The 18,390-nt window shown below is 61.8% G+C and carries 18 protein-coding genes; 5 read left to right on the forward strand and 13 right to left on the reverse strand.

Translation table 11 applies throughout. The features are described from left to right. Window positions 1-4 precede the first annotated feature (4 nt). From argE to ACXADQ_RS02365, 7 genes are all read right to left on the reverse strand, one after another. Complete coding sequence (gene argE, locus ACXADQ_RS02335; protein ID WP_475314789.1) at window positions 5-1,159, reverse strand: acetylornithine deacetylase; 1,155 nt, start codon at window positions 1,157-1,159, stop codon at window positions 5-7. After that, the gene (locus tag ACXADQ_RS02340) at window positions 1,156-2,340 is read right to left on the reverse strand and encodes a M24 family metallopeptidase (protein WP_475314791.1); all 1,185 of its coding nucleotides are present in this window, start codon (window positions 2,338-2,340) and stop codon (window positions 1,156-1,158) included. Before ACXADQ_RS02340 ends, argE begins: the two co-directional genes overlap by 4 nt. A gap of 11 nt (window positions 2,341-2,351) precedes the next feature. Next, a complete protein-coding gene (locus ACXADQ_RS02345; RefSeq protein ID WP_475314794.1) occupies window positions 2,352-3,725 on the reverse strand; it encodes an aminotransferase in 1,374 nt (457 codons plus the stop codon). Window positions 3,726-3,959: 234 nt separating this feature from the next. Beyond that, complete coding sequence (locus tag ACXADQ_RS02350) at window positions 3,960-5,516, reverse strand: FAD-dependent oxidoreductase (protein WP_475314797.1); 1,557 nt, start codon at window positions 5,514-5,516, stop codon at window positions 3,960-3,962. A 12-nt stretch (window positions 5,517-5,528) separates the two neighbouring features. Continuing rightward, entirely contained in the window at window positions 5,529-6,125 is a 597-nt protein-coding gene (locus ACXADQ_RS02355) for a gluconate 2-dehydrogenase subunit 3 family protein (RefSeq protein WP_475314801.1), read from the reverse strand. A gap of 133 nt (window positions 6,126-6,258) precedes the next feature. Further along, window positions 6,259-7,752: an aldehyde dehydrogenase family protein gene (locus tag ACXADQ_RS02360; RefSeq protein ID WP_475314807.1), complete on the reverse strand. Its 1,494-nt coding sequence runs from the start codon at window positions 7,750-7,752 to the stop codon at window positions 6,259-6,261. Between the two features lie 71 nt (window positions 7,753-7,823). Continuing rightward, complete coding sequence (locus ACXADQ_RS02365; RefSeq protein WP_475314811.1) at window positions 7,824-8,783, reverse strand: helix-turn-helix domain-containing protein; 960 nt, start codon at window positions 8,781-8,783, stop codon at window positions 7,824-7,826. 346 nt (window positions 8,784-9,129) lie between these two features. On the opposite strand from ACXADQ_RS02365, the gene ligA reads away from it, so the two are divergent. Both ligA and ACXADQ_RS02375 read left to right on the forward strand, forming a co-directional pair. Beyond that, the gene (gene ligA, locus ACXADQ_RS02370; RefSeq protein WP_475314816.1) at window positions 9,130-9,525 is read left to right on the forward strand and encodes a protocatechuate 4,5-dioxygenase subunit alpha; all 396 of its coding nucleotides are present in this window, start codon (window positions 9,130-9,132) and stop codon (window positions 9,523-9,525) included. After that, window positions 9,525-10,376: a class III extradiol dioxygenase subunit beta gene (locus ACXADQ_RS02375; protein ID WP_475314821.1), complete on the forward strand. Its 852-nt coding sequence runs from the start codon at window positions 9,525-9,527 to the stop codon at window positions 10,374-10,376. Before ligA ends, ACXADQ_RS02375 begins: the two co-directional genes overlap by 1 nt. Window positions 10,377-10,391: 15 nt before the next feature. Here the strand turns inward: ACXADQ_RS02375 and fabI are convergent, their stop codons facing one another. Further along, on the reverse strand, window positions 10,392-11,156 hold the full coding sequence (gene fabI, locus ACXADQ_RS02380; RefSeq protein WP_475314826.1) for an enoyl-ACP reductase FabI: 765 nt from the start codon (window positions 11,154-11,156) through the stop codon (window positions 10,392-10,394). A 154-nt stretch (window positions 11,157-11,310) separates the two neighbouring features. Between fabI and ACXADQ_RS02385 the strand changes: the two genes are divergently transcribed. Further along, window positions 11,311-11,571, forward strand: a complete 261-nt coding sequence (locus tag ACXADQ_RS02385) for a hypothetical protein (protein WP_475314830.1) — start codon at window positions 11,311-11,313, stop codon at window positions 11,569-11,571. A gap of 72 nt (window positions 11,572-11,643) precedes the next feature. Further along, window positions 11,644-13,947 (forward strand): Tex family protein, encoded by a 2,304-nt coding sequence (locus ACXADQ_RS02390; RefSeq protein ID WP_475314832.1) that lies wholly within the window; start codon window positions 11,644-11,646, stop codon window positions 13,945-13,947. 90 nt (window positions 13,948-14,037) lie between these two features. Here the strand turns inward: ACXADQ_RS02390 and ACXADQ_RS02395 are convergent, their stop codons facing one another. The 4 genes from ACXADQ_RS02395 to ACXADQ_RS02410 form a co-directional block, all read right to left on the reverse strand. Next, window positions 14,038-14,580 (reverse strand): biotin transporter BioY, encoded by a 543-nt coding sequence (locus ACXADQ_RS02395; protein ID WP_475314834.1) that lies wholly within the window; start codon window positions 14,578-14,580, stop codon window positions 14,038-14,040. 53 nt (window positions 14,581-14,633) lie between these two features. Then, window positions 14,634-15,233: an energy-coupling factor transporter transmembrane component T family protein gene (locus ACXADQ_RS02400; RefSeq protein WP_475314836.1), complete on the reverse strand. Its 600-nt coding sequence runs from the start codon at window positions 15,231-15,233 to the stop codon at window positions 14,634-14,636. Further along, the gene (locus ACXADQ_RS02405) at window positions 15,214-15,966 is read right to left on the reverse strand and encodes an energy-coupling factor ABC transporter ATP-binding protein (protein ID WP_475314838.1); all 753 of its coding nucleotides are present in this window, start codon (window positions 15,964-15,966) and stop codon (window positions 15,214-15,216) included. Before ACXADQ_RS02405 ends, ACXADQ_RS02400 begins: the two co-directional genes overlap by 20 nt. Before the next feature lie 152 nt (window positions 15,967-16,118). Then, window positions 16,119-17,081 carry an NAD(P)-dependent alcohol dehydrogenase gene (locus ACXADQ_RS02410; protein ID WP_475314840.1) on the reverse strand — a complete coding sequence of 321 codons (963 nt, stop codon included), beginning with the start codon at window positions 17,079-17,081 and terminating at the stop codon, window positions 16,119-16,121. Between the two features lie 65 nt (window positions 17,082-17,146). Between ACXADQ_RS02410 and ACXADQ_RS02415 the strand changes: the two genes are divergently transcribed. After that, window positions 17,147-18,052: a LysR family transcriptional regulator gene (locus ACXADQ_RS02415; protein ID WP_475314844.1), complete on the forward strand. Its 906-nt coding sequence runs from the start codon at window positions 17,147-17,149 to the stop codon at window positions 18,050-18,052. On the opposite strand, the gene ACXADQ_RS02420 is transcribed toward ACXADQ_RS02415, so the two are convergent. Continuing rightward, the gene (locus tag ACXADQ_RS02420) at window positions 18,049-18,354 is read right to left on the reverse strand and encodes a DnaJ family domain-containing protein (protein ID WP_475314848.1); all 306 of its coding nucleotides are present in this window, start codon (window positions 18,352-18,354) and stop codon (window positions 18,049-18,051) included. The two genes, ACXADQ_RS02415 and ACXADQ_RS02420, sit on opposite strands and share 4 nt — an antisense overlap. Between the last annotated feature and the right edge of the window lie 36 nt (window positions 18,355-18,390).

Genomic DNA, 18,390 nt, shown 5'->3' on the forward strand with positions numbered 1-18,390 from the left:
GCCATCACAGCCGCTGGCCGAGCCGCTCCAACAGCGCCAGACATTGTGCCAGTTGATCAACCGACAGATATTCGTCGGCCTTGTGCGCCTGTTCAATCGATCCCGGGCCGCAGACGACCACATCCATGCCCAGCGCCTGAAAAATCCCGGCCTCGGTCCCGAACGGCACCGTTTCTGCCCGGTTCGAGCCCGTCAGTTCGGCCACCAAATCGCGCGCTGCGTTCTGCGCCATTGGGACCAACCCTGCCACCTCGCCGATGATCCGAGTGTCAATCGAGGCCTCCGGGTGCACCGCCCTCATCGCAGGAAGCAGGACATCCGCGCAGTAACGGTCCAGCTGATCCTTGACGAACCCCGCATCCGAGGGCTGAACAGGGCGCATTTCCCAATCCACCTGGGCCTTAGGGGCGATCACGTTATGCACGCTGCCCCCATGCAACGCCCCCACATTCACCGTGGTCCAGGGCGGATCAAATCGGCTGTCTGACGGGGTTCTGGCCTGCAGGTCCTGGCGCAGCTCGATCAGGCGCGAAACATAGCGTACCGCGTATTCCACCGCATTCACACCCAGATCCGGCGAGGAGCCGTGCCCCTCAAGCCCCTGAAAATGCGTGCTATATTCGTGGCATCCCTTGTGTCCTTCGATCACCTGCATATTCGTGGGCTCGCCGATGATCGCCAGTTTGGGGCGTGCATCACGCGCTTGCAGCAACTGCGCCAGCTGGCCCGCCCCCATGCAGCCGGTTTCCTCGTCATAGGTAAAGGCGAAATGCAGCGGAGTGTCCTGAACCCGCGCAGCAAAATGCGGGGCCATGGCGATGGTTGCCGCGATAAATCCCTTCATGTCACAGGTGCCGCGGCCATACAGGCGACCGTCGCGCTCTTCCATAGCAAACGGATCGCTGGACCAGTCCTGATCCGTCACAGGCACCACATCGGTATGGCCAGACAGCAGGATACCCCCCGCCGTCTTGGGGCCCAGAGTTGCGAAAAGATTGGCCTTTTGCCCGGTTTCGTCCTGCTGAATCTCGACCTGAGCACCGCAGGCCTCTAGCTGCTTGGCTAGATAAGAGATCATCGCCAGGTTGCTGTCGGCGGACACGGTTGGAAAGGCGATCAGATCCGACAGGATGGATTTCGCGGTCTCCAGCATGGTCATCCCTTCACAAAAAGTTTGCGCTCGATATTGCTCAGCGCCTCGGCCGGGCCATCGTCGCGGATCAGGATGGTCTCTGTTGTCTCCAGCCCCCAACTGTCCATCCACAGCGCGGGCATGAAGTGAAACACCATGCCCGGTTCCAGCACGGTCTGATCCTCGGTCCGGATCGAGGCCGTGCGCTCGCCCCAATCGGGCGGATAGCTGAGGCCCACGGGGTATCCCATCCGCCCGGACCGTTCGATCCCGTGTTTGGCCATCACCGCCATAAAGGCATTGGCGATGTCGCAGGTGCGGTTGCCCGCACGAGCGGCATTCAGCCCGGCCGCAATCCCCTCGATCTGCGCGGCCTCGGCCCGCAACATGTCATCGCTGGGCGTTCCCAGAAACACGGTCCGACACAGCGGCGCGTGGTAGCGGCGATAACAGCCCGAGAGTTCAAAAAACGTCGCCTCGCCCGCCTGCATGGGTGCTCCGTTCCACGTCAGATGCGCGGCGGTGGCGTCCAGACCAGAGGGTGTCAGCGGCACGATGGCCGGATAGTCGCCCCAATCATCCCCCACCCCGGTGATGCCTGCGTGCAGTATGTCCGCCACCAGATCATTTTTGCGAATGCCCGGTTCGGCGCGCGCGATAGCGGTTTGGATCACCTTTTCCGAGATGCGCGCAGCCTTGCGTATGAACGCCAACTCGGGTGCCGATTTGACCAGCCGTTGCCAGTTCACCAGCGCGGTGGCATCCACCAGCGTTGCCTCTGGCAGACCCGCACCTAAAACAGCGTGGGCCTTGGCCGAGTAATAGTAGTTCTCCATCTCGACCCCGATCCGCGCCCGATTGAGCCCGCGCGCGGCCAAGACACGGGCCAGATCCTGCATTGGATGGACCTCGGTCGACTGAACAAAATGGTCGCCATAGCCAAGGATATTTTCGTGATCCATCCAGCAGGTGCGCCGCCCGCCCATCATATCCATATGACGCCCCCACCAGAGTGGCTGGCCCTCGGGCAAAACGATCACGCCCTGATGGACATAGAAGGACCAGCCATCATAGCCCGTCAGCCACGCCTGGTTAGAGGGATCAGTGACGAACAACGCGTCCAAACCCGCATCCGCCATGGCCGCGCGGGTTTTGGCAAGGCGGCGGTCATATTCCGGTTGGTCGAAGGCAACGCCGGTTTTGGTCATAGACTTGCTCCTTATCCCAAGGCCGCTGCAACGGCGCGCCGGGTTGCGACCACGATCTGATCCGCCTCGGCGCGCGACAGGCACAGGGGCGGCGCAAAGCCCAGAATATCTCCCTGCGGCATGGCGCGGGCGATGACGCTGTCTTGTTCTAACAGCTTGGCCGCGATGGATGGCCCAACCTTGCCGACCGGATCAAAGCCTGCGCGGCTGTCTTTGTCGGCCACGAATTCCACCGCGCACAGCATCCCTTCGCCACGCACCTCGCCCACATGGGGGTGATCAGACAGCGCGTCCTTCATGGTTTGCACCAGATAAGCCCCGACCGCGCCCGCGTTTTCGACCAGCCCCAGACTGTCGATCAGCCTGAGGTTCGCCACCCCGGCCGCCGCGCCAATGGGATGCGCGGAATAGGTCCAGCCATGGCCGATGGGGCCGTTTTCATCAGTACCCCGTTCCAGCACCTGCCACATCTTGTCCGATACGATCGAACCGGACAGGGGCGCATAGGCCGAGGTTAACCCCTTGGCGATGGTGATCAAATCCGGGCGCAAGCCATAGTGATCCGACCCGAACATGCTGCCCAGACGGCCAAAGCCGGTGACGACCTCGTCAGCGATCAGCAGGATGTCATGTTTGTCCAACACCGCCTGAATGGCGGACCAGTATCCATCGGGCGGGGGCACGATGCCGCCGGTGCCCAGCACGGGTTCGCCAATGAAGGCGGCGATGGTGTCGGCCCCTTCGCGTTCGATCAACTCTTCCAACGCGGCGACACAATGAGCGACAAATTCCGCCTCGGTTTCGATCCCCTCAGGGCGACGGAAATAATACGGCGCCTCGGTGTGCACGACTTGCGCCAGCGGCAGGTCAAACTTGCGGTGAAACAGCTCCAGCCCCGTCAGCGACCCCGTCATCAACCCCGAGCCATGATACCCGCGCCACCGGCTGATGATTTTCTTTTTCTGGGGGCGCCCCAGGATGTTGTTATAGTACCAGACCAGCTTGATGTTAGTTTCATTCGCGTCCGAGCCAGACAGCCCGAAATAGACCTTGGACATGTGATCGGGCGCGCGTTTCAGCACCATCTTGGCCAGGGTGATCGAGGCTTCGGTCCCGTGCCCGACATAGGCGTGGTAATAAGCCAGCTCTTGCGCCTGATCCGCGATGGCCTGGGCTATCTCGGGGCGGCCATAGCCGACATTCACGCAATATAGCCCCGCAAAAGCATCCAGCAGGCGGTTGCCGTCACGATCTTCGATAAAACACCCCTGCCCACCTGTGATGACGCGATTGGGCAGGTTGCCTCGTGCGAATTCGGCCAGATGGGTCGAAGGGTGAAAGAAATTCTCGCGGTCCCATTGGGCCAGTTGGTCATTGTGCAGCATGGCTTTGGCTTTCGATCAGGGCGGCGCGCCGCCGGTTTTCACAGGATCAGAGCCAGATGCACGCTCACGGAAGGCCGTGGATCAGAGCAGAGGGCTCCGCTCTCCCAGACAGCAGCGCGCAATGCCTTTATTGCCGGGGACATCCAAACAGGAGCACACAGCAACACGCCAGCGCAACAGTTTTGTGCGCTGGCGGGGCGGGATGACATGGCGTCATCCATTTTCAAGGCAGCCCTAGGGATGGGCTGCGTTGATCTGATCGCTGATATAGTTCGACAACGCATAGACCGTTTCGGACGGGTTATACCCGATCGACGTGGGCAACAGGCTGGCATCGGCCACATACAGGTTTTTCACGTCATGGGTTTCGCCCGACGGGCTGACCACGGTCGTGGCCGGATCGGCGCCCATCCGGCACGTCCCCTGAGGGTGAAACGAAACATACGGGTATTGCGATTTCTCGTTCTTGAGGCTGTCGATCACAGCGTCTACGTCCTCGACCCGGGTGATCTCTTTGGACTTCGCCGTCGGGATCAGAACCGAGTCGGCCCCGGCTGCGAACAAGATCCGCGCGTTGGTTTTCAACCCGCCTTTCATCGCCTCGAAATCGTGGTCGTCTACCGTGTAGTTGATGGATTTCACTCCATCTTTCCACGTTACCTCGCCCACGTTTTCATCGTGGATCAGGGTAATCAGACGGATCGAGTTTGGATACTTTTCCATAAACGAGACATAGGGTTTGCCGGTGCCCGGGTTCTGGCTGGCGGCGGCAAAAACCGGCTGTTCCAAGGCATTTAGAAGTATGTAGCCCCCGTTGTGCGGCAGGGTGTGCTCGTCCATGTACAGTGAATGGGTGGCGCCATGGAAATCGTCGACCTCTTCCTTGAACAACGCCGTCAGAGAAATGGACGGGTGACAGGCAAAGTTCTGCCCGACCTGCCCCGATGAATTGGCCAGCCCGCTTTTCATCAGCAAAATGGGCGTCTGGATCGGCCCCGCAGCCAGCACGACAATCGGCGCATCAACCTGTAGATCCGCCTTCTTCTGGCCCGTGTTCGGGTCCACGACCTGCGCGGTTACACCTGTGGCGACACCGTCCTTGGCCAGCACCTGTTCCACCCGCGTATCGGCCCAGATCGAGGCCCCATGTGCCACCGCCCAGGGCAGATAGGTGACCAGCATGGACTGCTTGCGCTCGGCCTTGCACCCGGCAAAACAGAACCCGGTCAGGGCACAATCCTTGACGTTGCGCTTGGCCACACCGCGCGCCAGGCCCAGCTTGTCCAGACCTTCGCCGATCAGCTCTGCCCCCGAGCTGGTTTCGTGCTCGGCATTGGGACGAATCCAGATGTTGTCTTCGATCTTATCGAAATAGGGCGTCAGCACCTCGGTCGTGAGGTTGGTCAGCCCGTATTTTTCCGCCCAGAGCTTTAGGAAATGGTCCGGTGTGCGAAAGCACAGTGCAGCATTCACCACGGTCGAGCCCCCCACGCAGGCACCTTGCAGGATCGTGATATCCCCTTGCGAATTCGCCTGCCCGCCGTGATCGGCATACATGGTGCCCAGGGACACGGCGCTCATTTCGGTCATCTGCTCGGCCGAGACATAGCGCCCGGCCTCCAGCACGATGACTTTCTTGCCGGTCTTGGCCAGTTCATAGGCAGCAATCGCGCCGCCCGCGCCAGAGCCGACGACAACCGCGTCCGCGCTCAGGTGGATGTTTTTTTGAGTTACGTCTGCCGCCTGGGTAACTTCCAACCCGTGGGGCGCGACATGTGCAGTATCAGCCATGATCTATTCTCCTTAGGTCTGCGGCAGGGGCGCGTTGCCCGCGTATTCCAGGCCCCATGCCTCGAAGACGGGCCCGTCATATCCGACCCCCGACCAGGCGGGCGGGATCGCCCAATAGGCTGTCACAACCAGAAACTTCAACGCATTGAACAACGCGCGCGGCGGCACCTGGTCCGAGCTGGCCAGCGCATCGCAAAAGGCAGTGGCATCGGCGTCAGACAGGTCAACAAATGCCGCGCCAAAGGCCTCTTTCGGAGCCTCGTTGAAATAGGCCACACCGCCCTTGAGTCCTTGCAGCACATGGGGTGGCAAAGTGGCCAGAAACGCCCCGTCCACTGTTTGCAGCACGGGCAAGGTCTGCGGCGCGACAAGCTTGGTGCCCTCGGTGGGCAGCAGCACCTCCATCAGGCGATGAAACACCGCGTATTCGCTTTCGCTCATATGCGCAATTCCCTCAGGCACCGCAGCGCGCGCAACACTTGGCGCCAATCCAGTGGCCCCGGCGGCCAGCAACCCGGCTGCCACCGATCCCGCGCGCAAGAAATCGCGCCGGGACAGTCTGGAAACATGCGAGACCGCATCCAGAATTTCAGTATCCATGTCAGGCATGGCGTCCTCCCTAGTTTGCTGTGAGCCCCGGTTTTTCCGAGGTCTCATCTGCTATGCTGCGGCCGGACCATCCGCTCCGGCCGGGCATATTCATGGACGGGCCAGCCATGACACGAACTGGCCCGCCTCTCGTTCAGAATGGCAGCGCGTGTGCTTCGCGCTGGGTCGAAATCCAGCGCTGAGTCGTAAAGGCTTCAATCGCGCCCTTCGGACCCCATTTGCTGCCTCCGCCCGAGGCCCCAATGCCCGAGAACGGGCAATGTGGTTCGTCATGCACGGTGGAATCGTTCACATGCACCATCCCTGCATTCACACGTTCAGCCAGAACCTCGCCCCGCAACACGTCCCCGGTGATGATCGAGGCCGACAGCCCATACGCGGTGTCATTGGCCATCGCCAATGCGTCGTCCACCGAGGCAAACGGGGTAACAGTGGTGACCGGGCCGAAGATTTCCTCGTGCCAGACCCGCATGTCCGGGGTCACGCCCGTCAGAATGGTCGCCTGATAATACGGCCCTTCGACGGCCCCGCCGCAATGGGCCACAGCCCCGGCGGCCTGCGCCTCGTCGATCAGGGTTTCAATCCGCGCCAACTGACGCGCATTGATGATCGGGCCGACCACGCAGGTTTGCTCTTCGGGTTTGGTGGGCACGAAATTGCGGGTCTTTGCGACCAGCTTTTCCAGGAAGGTGTCATACAGGCTTTGGGCGACCAGAATCCGATCTGCGGACATGCAGATCTGTCCCTGGTGCAGGAACGACCCGAAGAAGGCCAGATCCACCGCCCGATCCACATCGGCATCGTCCAGAACAATGATCGGGTTTTTGCCACCCAGCTCCAGCACAACGGGTTTGAACACGGCCGCGCAGGCGGTGTTCAGCAGCTTGCCCACAGCGGTAGAGCCGGTAAAGCTGACCACCTTGACGCGCGGATCGTTGACAAAACTGTCCCCCACTAGGGCGGCCCCCTCTCGCGAGGTGGTCACGACGTTGAACACGCCATCCGGCAGACCTGCGTCTTTCAGCAGCTCGGCCAGCATCAGCCCGCCCACGACCGGGGAATCCTCGGACGGCTTCAAAACGGCCGTATTGCCCAACGCCAGCGCATAGACAAAGCCACGCAGCGACAGATAGAGCGGGAAATTCCAGGGCGAGATCACCCCGACCACACCCACGGGGCTGCGAACAGTGCGATTAATTTTGCCGGGCACCTGGCTGGGATAAACCTCGCCCACTTCGCGCGTCGCCAGACCGGCCGCCTCGCGAAAGGCCAGCGGGATCAACGAGCACTCGAACATGGATTTCCCAAACCCCGAGCCGGTTTCTGCCATCAGGGCCTGTGCGAAATCTTGCTGGCGCTCGGCGAACAGATCGGCGGCTTTGTACAAAACGCCGGCCCGCGCGGCGGGGGGCAATGCGGCCCAGCCGGGCTGCGCGGCGTCGGCCGCAGCGATCGCTGCATCGATATCGGCTTGGCTTGCATCTGCGACGCTGGCAAAGCTCTCGCCCGTGGCGGGTTCCTTGTCGTCAAAGGTGGTCCCGGACGCGCCCGTCGTCCATTCCCCGCCAATAAACAGCTTATGGCTCTCGGCGCCACCGGCCGCATGTTTTCTCAACCAGTCCAGCATTTTGTTTCCTCCCAAAAACAGTATGCCGAAGCCTGTCACGCCCACAGGGGCGGTTCCCATGTACGGGACTGTCAATTACTGGAATGAAACTCCCAATCGCGCAATGACACCTGAGTTTGTCGACGACGGCGGTACTCGGCTGGCGTTTCACCCACCGACCCGCGGAACACCCGGCTGAAGTGACTCGCGTCCGAGAACCCAAGCTGCGAGGCCAGCGCCTCGATCCCGTGCTGTTGCTGCCGCAGCGCCCTCTTGGCCCGGGTGATCCGCAACTGGTTGGCAAAGCGCAGGGGCGAGGTCCCGAAGTGTTTCTTGAACTGCCGGTGCAGGGTGGATTCGCTCATGCAGGCGATCTTGGCCAGTTCGTCGTTGTTCAAATGCCGGTCGAGGTTTTCACGGATCATCCTGGCGGCGGCCATCAGCCCGGTATCCGCCCCGCCCGAACGTTCGAAACTGACCAAATCCCGCGTGCGCGCCTGTAGCAGCGACAGAATCGTATCGTCGATCCGCGTTTCGATCCGCATATCCGAGAAAATCGCCCGGTCACCGCGAAACAGCTGCATCAGAGAATCCAGCCGCAGATCGTTGGCATCGTCGCCCGCCAGGACGGCAAATTTCTTCCAGTCGATGGTTGCACAGACGTCTTCGTCGCGCGACGAAAGGGTTTCATTCAGCCGAGCGATGAGGCTGTCCATCCGGCCGGCCTCGATCTCGAAGCAATCGCATTCGATGGGCTGATCCAAAGTCGCGGCGCCCAGATCTATGTCGATCTCCAAGCCTGGCGGAACATACATCACGTGGCCCGGATCAAATCCAAAGGCGTCCCCACCACCGACGCTCATGATTTTATAGCCTTGTGTTAACCGGCAGATTATGGGGTTCGAGAACCGGAACTGCACGCGAGCCGGTGTGTTCGTGAAATAGCTTGCCGCCTCGGAATGGGCACTATAATGCGCCGTTCGGTATTCAACCAGTTTCTCAACGGTCGCACCACCCAATAAGGGACCAAAGCTTGCCGCTTGCGCTGTCATGACACCCTCCCTCGGTATCTGCATCGCTGGCTGAACAGCCACAATTGTGCACTTTATTGCATTTGTTAAGACTTGTCCACTTTGCTGGAAAACCGCACAGATCCACATGCAATGACGCGACAGGCTGCCGCGCCCCGCACCCGGCATTACCAAAATCAAATAGCATTTTCCGCTTTCAAATTTCCTTCGCACCCTGCAGGCTGATAGAGATTTCAGGACCAAAAAAGGTACTTTTGGGATGCAACAAAGTCAGCCTGCCAGTTCAGGCCCCTGACTTGCCCCCCAGCCGGACCCCAATAACCTGTCGCGCCGACATCTGGCGCGCAGGTGAACGAAAGGAAGTCGAATGACCGAAAAGGACTACGAAGATATCCCCGGAACCTTCGTGTTCGACGCCGACAGATCGCGCGAAGGGTATCATCTGAACCAGTTCTGCATCTCGTTGCGGCTGCAAAAGAACCGCGATGCGTTCAACGCCAACGAGGAATCCTATCTGGATGGGTTCCCGATGTCGCCCGAACAACGCGACGCCGTCCTAAAGCGGGACTGGAACCGCCTGCTCGAGCTGGGCGGCAACATTTACTATACCTCCAAGCTGGCGGCGAATGACGGCATCAACTTCCAGAACTTGGCGGGTCTGATGACCGGCATGGGCGTGGACGCCTATCGCGATATGATGCTGAACGGGGGGCGCTCGATCGAGGGCAACCGATCCAAATCCGAATGGGAGAACAAAGACTGATGGCACGTATTACCGCAGGTGTGGGCTGTTCCCACGTTCCCGCCATCGGGGTCGCCATGGACACCGGGATCACCGATCAACCCTATTGGCAGCCCGTGTTTGAAGGCTTCAAGAAATCCCGCGAGTGGATGGCCGAACAGAACCCCGACGTGATTTTCCTGGTCTATAACGACCACTGCACCGCCTTTGATGCCTCGTGCATTCCGACCTTTGCGCTTGGCTGTGCGGCCGAATTCCAGCCCGCCGACGAAGGCTGGGGCCCGCGCCCGGTGCCCGTGGTAAAGAACCACCAGAAACTGGCCAGCCACATCGCGCAATCGCTGGTTCTGGATGAATTCGACATCACCATCATGAACGAGATGGAGGTCGACCACGGCCTGACCGTGCCCCTGTCGGTGATGTATGGCGAAAAATCCCCCGACGAGGAATGGCCCGCGCTGGTGATTCCGCTGTGTGTGAACGTGGTGCAATACCCCGCGCCCACCGGCAATCGTTGTTACAACCTGGGTAAGGCCGTGCGCCGCGCCGTCGAAAGCTTTGACGAAGATCTGAACGTGATGATCTTTGGCACCGGCGGCATGAGCCACCAGCTGCAATACAAACGCGCCGGTTTGATCAACGCCGATTGGGACCAGCGGTTCCTGGACATGGTGCGCGACGATCCGGTTGGGGCCAGCCAGATCCCCCACCTGGAATACCTGCGCGAATCCGGCAGCGAGGGCGTGGAAATGGTGATGTGGCACGTCATGCGCGGCGCGCTGGACGAAGAGGTTACTGAGGTGCACCGGCACTATCACGTGCCGGCCTCGAACACGGCTGTGGGTCACATCATCCTTGAAAACAAGGCCTAGGGCCGGGGCCGTCCCCTACCCCACAATGTGATACCCGCCATCAATATAGTGGACGCCGCCAGTGACATTCTGCGCGGCGTCGCTGCTTAGAAAGGCAGCATAGGCGCCCACATCCTCGATCGAGGCCAGATGATGGGTGGGCGCACGTTCGGCCGCTTGCTCCATCAACTCATCAAAATGCGCGATCCCGCTGGCGGCGCGGGTCATAAGCGGCCCCGGCGACAGCGCATGGACCGAGATATTCTTGGGCCCCAGTTCCGCCGCCATGTATTTGGTGACCAATTCCAGCGCGGCCTTGACCGGGCCCATGATGTTGTAATTCTCGACCACCTTTTCGGCCCCAAAATAGCTGACCGTCATACAGGTCCCGCCCGAGGGCATCAGCGGCTCGGCCTTGCGGGTCAGGTGGATAAAACTGCCCACCGAGATGTCCATGGCCACCTGAAACCCCGCGCGCGAACAATCGGTGACGCGGCCGTGCAGATCCTCCATCGGGCAATAGGCGATCGAGTGGAGCAGGATATCCAGCGCGCCCCATTTGGCGGTGATCTGGTCGAACACGGCGTCGATCTGGGCGGGGTCGCTGACATCCAGCGGCGCGATGATCTGCGCGCCCAGTTCCTCGGCCAAGGGGCGCACAAACGGTTCGGCCTTGGCGTTCAGATAGGTGATCGCCAGCTCGGCGCCTTGCTCTTTCAGCGCCATCGCGCAGCCATAGGCGATGGAATGGCGGTTCGCGATGCCGACGATCAGGGCTTTCTTACCCTTCAGTGAAAACATGGAGGCTCCTTTGAAATTTCGGTCGCGCCCCCACAGCCTAGGGCCCTGATGTGACAGTTCCGAGTCGCGCGCGCTGCATCGCAGCAAAAACCCACGCCCTGCCCACCCAATGACCGGGATTGGCGCGCCAGTGCCCATATGCTAGGCCGCCACGATGGCAGACTACCTGATCCGATACCGCAACCTGTCCGGCCCCCAGCCGATGACGCCCCTGTCCGAGAGGATCGAGGCGCCCTCAGGGCAAGAGGCCATCGCACGGCTCAAGGCCCGCCAGCCCGATCAGGAACTGCGCATCGAGTCCGTCCGATCCGACGCGCCAGAGCCCAAGAAACGCAAGACCTGGGCGCAGTGGGTGTTGCTGGCTCTGTTCCTGGTGATCGGCGGCGTGAACCTGGCCTCGCGCTGGCTGAACTAGCGCCAATTCCCCCTTGGCGTGCCCCGCAGGGGCGGGTAATCAGGGTGTCCGACATCAACAAAAGAGACCCAGATGAGCAACCAAGAGCGCCGCATTCCCATCCTGATCGCCCAGGAAATTCAGGCCCGCCCCGAACAGGCCGCTGCCGCGATCAAATTGCTGGACGAAGGCGCCACCGTCCCCTTTGTGGCCCGCTATCGGAAAGAGGTTACAGGCGGGCTGGACGACAGCCAGTTGCGCACGCTGGCCGACCGTCTGGGATACCTGCGCGAGCTGAACGACCGGCGCGAGGTGATCCTGGCCTCGATCACCGAGCAGGGAAAACTGACCGACGCGCTGGAAAAAGCCATCGCTGGCGCCGAAACGAAATCGGCTCTGGAAGACATCTATCTGCCCTACAAACCCAAGCGTCGCACCCGCGCCATGATCGCGCGTGAAAATGGGTTGGAGCCGCTGGCCCAAGCCATTCTGGCAGATCGCTCTGCCGATCCGCTGGAACTGGCGCAGGGCTATGCCTCCGAGGCCGTGCCTGATACCACCGCCGCTCTGAACGGCGCGCGCGACATCATCGGCGAGAACCTGTCGGAAAACGCCGATCTGCTGGGCCGTCTGCGGGACTTCCTGATGCGCGAGGCAATCCTGACCTCCAAGGTGATCGAGGGCCAAGAGGCCGCGGGTGCCAAATATGCCGACTATTTTGACCAATCTGAAAAATGGGCCGACATCCCCTCGCACCGCGCATTGGCGATCTTTCGCGGCCGGAACGAAGGCATCCTGCAAGCCGACATCGTGGTCGATCCCGACGCCGCTCCCGGCCAGAATCGCGCCGAGCTGATGGTCGCCGCCGAGCTGGGCACCGCCACCGACGCCCCGGGCGATCAATGGCTGCGCAAGGTAGCCGGTTTCGTGTGGCGGGTGAAGCTGCATATCTCTTTGTCCATCGACCTGCTGACCGAGCTGCGCCGCCGCGCCGAAGAGGACGCGATCAACGTTTTCGCCCGCAATCTGAAGGACTTGCTGCTGGCCGCCCCCGCCGGGGCCAAGGCCACGCTGGGCCTGGATCCGGGCATTCGCACAGGCGTGAAATGCGCCGTTGTGGACGCCACCGGCAAGGTGCTGGACACCACCACGATCTATCCCTTCCAACCCAAAAATGACGTGCGTGGCGCGCAGGCCACGCTGGCCGAGCTGATCGCCCGTCACAAGGTCGACCTGATCGCCATCGGCAACGGCACCGCCAGCCGCGAGACGGAAAAACTGGTGGCTGACCTGCTGGCGCTGATCCGCGCGGCCAAGAAACCCACCAAGGTCGTCGTGAACGAGGCCGGAGCCTCGGTCTATTCCGCCTCGGAACTGGCCGCCCAGGAATTCCCCGATCTGGATGTCAGCCTGCGCGGCGCAGTGTCCATCGCCCGTCGCCTGCAAGACCCGCTGGCCGAACTCGTCAAGATCGAACCCAAATCCATCGGCGTCGGCCAATACCAACACGACGTCGACCAGCGCCGCCTGGGCAAATCGCTGGACGGCGTGGTCGAGGACGCGGTGAACGCCGTGGGCGTCGACCTGAATACCGCCTCCGCCCCCTTGCTGGCCCGCGTGGCAGGCATCGGCCCCGGCCTGTCCGACGCCATCGTCGCCCATCGCGACATCCATGGCGCATTCGCCTCGCGCAAGGACCTGCTGAAGGTCGCACGCCTGGGCCCCAAAGCCTTTGAACAATGCGCGGGCTTTTTGCGGATCACCGATGGAACCGAGCCGCTCGATGCCTCCTCGGTCCACCCCGAAGCCTATGATATCGCGCGTAAAATCGTCCAATCCTGCGGCCGCGACCTGCGCACCCTGATGGCGGACCCCGCGCCGCTGAAACGGTTGGACCCGCGCGATTTCGTCAATGATCAGTTCGGCCTGCCCACCGTGCGCGACATCCTGTCGGAATTGGAAAAACCCGGCCGCGATCCCCGCCCCGAATTCAAAACCGCCACCTTCACGGACGGCGTGAACGAAATCACCGACCTCAAACCCGGCATGATGCTAGAAGGCACCGTGACCAACGTCGCCGCCTTCGGGGCTTTCGTGGATATCGGCGTCCACCAGGACGGGCTGGTCCATATCAGCCAGATCGCGGACCGGTTCGTCAAAGACCCGCATGACATCGTCAAGGCCGGCGACGTCGTCAAAGTCCGCGTGCTCGAGGTCGATGTAGCGCGCAAACGCATCGGCCTGTCGATGAAGAAAAACCCCGATCGCAACGCCCCGCGCGACGATCGCCCTGCGCGAAAACCCAGCTCCAAACCCCGCAGACCAGCACCACAAAACCGATCCTCGGATGTCGGCGGTCTCGGCGCCGCCCTGCTGGACGCCATGAAGAAACCCTAAAAAAAGGGCAGGAAAACCCCGCCCTTCTTTGCTCTGTCAATACTCCGGGGGGCGCCGCAGGCGCGGGGGCAGAGCCCCCTCCCTCCCCAATCAGGTCTTGGCCAGACCGGGGCGCGCTTTCAGCAACGCTTGCGTGATCAGACCGGCCAGAACCGCCTTGATCAAATCACCGGGCATGAACGGAGCCATGGCAACCGTCAGCGCCTCGCCCAGGGCTGCGGGCTTCATCACCATGTAATAGGGGATCGCCACCAGATAGAGCGCCCCGATACCACCAATAACGGCCGCAACGATCGCCACCACGGCGGTATTGCCGCTCTTCCAGTTTTCCATCACCAGACCGGTGACATAGGCCGCGACCGGAAAGCCGAACAGGAAACCGGCCCAGGGCGTGGTAAAGACACCCAGGCCACCTCGGCCACCAGCCAGCAGCGGCAGGCCCAGCGCCACCAGCGCCAGGAACAGAATCACCGCCAGCGCGCCGCGTTTTGCGCCCAGAACGGTGCCACACAGCATGATGCCCATGCTTTGCGCGGTGATCGGAATACCGCTGGCCAGGGTGATTTTCGGGATCAGGCCCAGGGCGGCGATCAATGCCGCGAACAGGGCTATAAGTACGATGTTACGTTCCATTTCGGGGTCCTTTCATAGAACTTTTTCGAGGCGCAGCGACGGGCTGCGCGCAATTACTGAACGCCTCCGCGCGCGCGCAGCGCCTCGGCGGTTTGCTCGGCGTCGTCAATCGCCAACAGGGCAAAGGGCAGGACAATGCGCCATCCGGGTCGCTTCACATTGCGGGCGCGCCAGGCCTCGGCAAGCGCCCCGCCCTTTTGCACCAGAACCGGGGTAAAGCGGATCACCAGAGCGACGGCCAGGGATATGCGCCTGCGGGTGGTCTCGGGCACGCCGATCCGTGCCAATCCACGCTGGACCACATCCAGCATATCGTCCAGACGCGTGGTCAAGGTCACCAGGTTGGCCGCCGCTACAGCCGCCAGAAGGCGCGCAACGATGACGGCTCCGTCCTGCATCGTGTCGGTTGCCAGGTGCCAGACAAGAATAATGGCAACAAACCAGAACACGGGTCGTATCAGACGCAGGCCCTGCCGCGCGAAACCAAGCCCGCACAGCAGATACGCCGCGCAGACCAACGCAAGCGCACCGCCCGCGATGGCCAGGCTTTGCAGATAGAAAAGACCCAGGGTAAACAGGCAAAGCGCCAGCAGCTTGGGCCCGGCGCGCCAGTCATGGTAGGGCGTGCGCACCTCAGAGGTCAGCGAGATCATCCGAGCCCCCCAAATCACGCATCTGTTGTTCATAGGCTGGCAGAACCTGCGCCGGTGGGCCGTCCATCTGAATGGCGCCGCGCTCCAGCCAGATCACCCGATCATACGCCTGAAGCGCGGACAGGTCATGGCTGATATGGATCAGAGCCTGATCCAGCCCCTCCAGATAGCGCCCCAATCGGGTTGTCGTGGCCAGGTCCAGCCCGGCGTAAGGTTCATCCAGCACGATCAGTTTGGGCGCCATGGCCAGCACGGCCATCAGGCAAACCAGATGCCGCTGCCCGCCCGATAGCGCATGTACGGGCCGATCAAACCACGCGGCCCGATCAAAGCGTTCCAGCATCTGTCGGGCAGCCGCCTGTGCCTCGGCCTTGGAGTTGCCCTGCGCGGTCAGCCCAAAGGTCAGCTCTTCGCCCACGGTGGGAAAAATGATCTGGTGATCGGGGTTCTGGAACAGGATGCCCACGGTCGAAATCGCCGCCTTGCGGTCCTTGGCGACGTCGACACCATTCACCGAAACACTGCCCTCGTCCGGCGCGGCCAGCCCTGCGATCAAACGCGCCAGCTGAGATTTACCCGACCCGTTGCGCCCAACGATGGCCACGCGCGACTGGGTGATATCCAGAGTCAGCCCCTGAAACACCTGCGTGGTTTCGCGCGCATAGCTGACATTGGACAGGCGCACAGGCACCTGACTCAACTGGGTGTCAGTCTCGGGATCATAGTGCTGCAACGGTCAGAAGGCTCCCTCGTTGTGGGTTCGGATACTGCGAATCCAAACAGAGTTACAAGAGCTCGGCCGGGAATTTCATCCTCAACGTACCGTAATTTCACGGTATGAAACGCGTTCGATCACGGCGACGCAGGGGCAGTGCTGCTCCCTTATCAGGTCTGAATCGCCAGGATCACCGCGCCTTTTCTGTGCCGCCCCTGCACATGGGTATGCGCCTGAACCGCCTGCTCCAGCGGATAGATCCGGTCAATGACCGGGCGCAGCTGACCGGCCGCACTCAGGGCCACCAAGGTTTCCAGATCCGCACGAGTGTCGTCGTTGACGCCAATCTTGATGCGTGGCCCGGACCGATTGAGCAGCGCTTGCAGCATTTCTTTCACGCCAAAATTCAGGGGGATGAAAACGCCCGAGCGGGCCAGGGCCGTGCGTGCCTTGGCGAAATCGACGGCCCCAACGGTGTCCAGGATCACATCGAACTGATCCGAGGGGTGCAGATACGGCCCTGCCCGATAGTCTCGTACCTGCGCGGCGCCCAGATCCCGCATAAGATCCAGGTTTTCGGCGCTGGCCACGCCCGTCACCTTGGCCCCCAAGGCCCGGGCGATCTGCACCGCATAGGCCCCCACACCGCCCGACCCGCCGATCACCAAGACCTTTTGACCCGGCTGAACCTGCCCATAGTCCCGCAGAAAAACCAGCGCGGCCAAGCCCCCAAACGGCAATGCTGCCGCTTGCTGGAACGTCAAATCGGGCGGCAAATGCGTCACTGCGCCTGTCTGATCAATGACCATGAATTCGGCGTGCGCGCTTTTGCCAAAACCGAACACCCGATCCCCCGGTTTGAAGTCCGTGACCTCTGGCCCGACCTGTTCAACAACCCCGGCGAAATCGCTGCCCAGAACCGGATTACGCGGCCCGCACAGGCCGAACATAAGCCGGCCCGGCACCTGCATGATCCCGGGAAAGGCCGCGGCCCGCAGCCTCCAGTCGGCGGTGGTGACCGAGCTGGCATGAACCCGCACCAACAGCTCGGTGGCGTTTACCTTTGGCGAGGGCACGTTGGTCAGGGACAAAACGGACGGGGGGCCATAGCGGCGATAGGTGAGGGCTTGCATTGCGGTCTCCTTGAACAATGGTGGCATCGGTATGACCTATGCGGTTTGATAATAGAATTGACTGAATGGGCAGAATTGATATGCATTTTCGCATGGAATGGAAAAGCCTGACCTTTGACTGGAACCGTGCGCGCGCCTTCCTGGTGGTGCTCGAAGAGGGATCGCTGTCCGCCGCCGCCCGCGCCCTGGGGCAGGCGCAGCCCACTCTGGGCCGTCAGGTTGCGGCCCTGGAACAAGAGCTGGGCGTCACCCTATTCCAACGGGTTGGCCGGGGCCTGGTGCCCACTCAAGCCGGCCTGGATCTGGCCGAGCATGTCCGCGCCATGAGCGACGCCGCGCTGAAGTTCTCGCTGGCCGCCTCGGGGCAGGTTGAAACCATCGAGGGCACGGTAACCATTACCGCCAGCGAAATGCTGTCGGCCAGCCTGTTGCCGCCGTTGATAGGACAAATTCGGGCGGATCATCCGGGCCTCAAGCTGGAGATCCTGGCCGACAATGCCCAAGCGGACCTGCTGCGCCGCGAAGCCGACATCGCCATCCGCAACACCGATCCGGGCCACCCCGATCTGATCGCGCGCAAGATTTGCGATGATGTGGGGCACCTTTACGGAACCCGCGCCTATCTGGACGGGCTTCGCGATCTGTCACAGGCCGAGATCATCGGCTTTGACTGGTCGGATCTGCTGCGCCAGCGCCTGAACGAGATGGGTCATGCCTTTGCGCCCCAGCAATTCACCGTCAGTTCGGCCAATCATCTGGTGCAATTGGCGATGGTGCAGGCGGGTGTTGGGTTGGGAGTATTTCCGCTGCATGTCGGGCAGGCGCACGGGCTGGCGCAGGCTGTACCGAACGCGCCCCCGATCACCTATCCGATCTGGCTGGTCGCCCACAAAGAGCTGCGCACCGCGCGCCGTATTCGGCTGGTGTTTGATCTGTTGGCCACGGGCATTCGTGCCGCGTTAACCCGCTAGCGATGCGCCTTGCGGGCCAGCTCGATCCGGGCCTCCATCATCGACATCTCTTTCATGATGTCCTGACGGCGCGCACGATCACCGGTTTCCAGCAGTTCCGCGCGCAGCTTGGCCAGCTCGCGCGATAGCGACACGAATTCGGGCACGCCCCCGGCCTCTTTCACCAGTCGGTTCAGCAGGGCATTTTCCGGGTCATCGCAGGCAGGCAGCGGTTTGCCCGCCCCTTCGAGGTTCTCAAAGGCGCCGTCGGCCTGTGCCTCGGCGATTTTCTGGTTGATCAGGTCGATCAGGGGATGATCCACGTGCGCCTCCGTCGTTGCCGCCACAATAACGGATCA

The organism is Thalassovita sp. ABM4_323 (assembly GCF_056158665.1).

Excerpts from the sequence above, each read along its gene's own strand:
- argE (WP_475314789.1), bottom strand. The coding sequence starts at position 1,159 with ATGACCATGCTGGAGACCGCGAAATCCATCCTGTCGGATCTGATCGCC.
- ACXADQ_RS02340 (WP_475314791.1), bottom strand. The coding sequence starts at position 2,340 with ATGACCAAAACCGGCGTTGCCTTCGACCAACCGGAATATGACCGCCGC.
- ACXADQ_RS02345 (WP_475314794.1), bottom strand. The coding sequence starts at position 3,725 with ATGCTGCACAATGACCAACTGGCCCAATGGGACCGCGAGAATTTCTTT.
- ACXADQ_RS02350 (WP_475314797.1), bottom strand. The coding sequence starts at position 5,516 with ATGGCTGATACTGCACATGTCGCGCCCCACGGGTTGGAAGTTACCCAG.
- ACXADQ_RS02355 (WP_475314801.1), bottom strand. The coding sequence starts at position 6,125 with ATGCCTGACATGGATACTGAAATTCTGGATGCGGTCTCGCATGTTTCC.
- ACXADQ_RS02360 (WP_475314807.1), bottom strand. The coding sequence starts at position 7,752 with ATGCTGGACTGGTTGAGAAAACATGCGGCCGGTGGCGCCGAGAGCCAT.
- ACXADQ_RS02365 (WP_475314811.1), bottom strand. The coding sequence starts at position 8,783 with ATGACAGCGCAAGCGGCAAGCTTTGGTCCCTTATTGGGTGGTGCGACC.
- ligA (WP_475314816.1), top strand. The coding sequence starts at position 9,130 with ATGACCGAAAAGGACTACGAAGATATCCCCGGAACCTTCGTGTTCGAC.
- ACXADQ_RS02375 (WP_475314821.1), top strand. The coding sequence starts at position 9,525 with ATGGCACGTATTACCGCAGGTGTGGGCTGTTCCCACGTTCCCGCCATC.
- fabI (WP_475314826.1), bottom strand. The coding sequence starts at position 11,156 with ATGTTTTCACTGAAGGGTAAGAAAGCCCTGATCGTCGGCATCGCGAAC.
- ACXADQ_RS02385 (WP_475314830.1), top strand. The coding sequence starts at position 11,311 with ATGGCAGACTACCTGATCCGATACCGCAACCTGTCCGGCCCCCAGCCG.
- ACXADQ_RS02390 (WP_475314832.1), top strand. The coding sequence starts at position 11,644 with ATGAGCAACCAAGAGCGCCGCATTCCCATCCTGATCGCCCAGGAAATT.
- ACXADQ_RS02395 (WP_475314834.1), bottom strand. The coding sequence starts at position 14,580 with ATGGAACGTAACATCGTACTTATAGCCCTGTTCGCGGCATTGATCGCC.
- ACXADQ_RS02400 (WP_475314836.1), bottom strand. The coding sequence starts at position 15,233 with ATGATCTCGCTGACCTCTGAGGTGCGCACGCCCTACCATGACTGGCGC.
- ACXADQ_RS02410 (WP_475314840.1), bottom strand. The coding sequence starts at position 17,081 with ATGCAAGCCCTCACCTATCGCCGCTATGGCCCCCCGTCCGTTTTGTCC.
- ACXADQ_RS02415 (WP_475314844.1), top strand. The coding sequence starts at position 17,147 with ATGGGCAGAATTGATATGCATTTTCGCATGGAATGGAAAAGCCTGACC.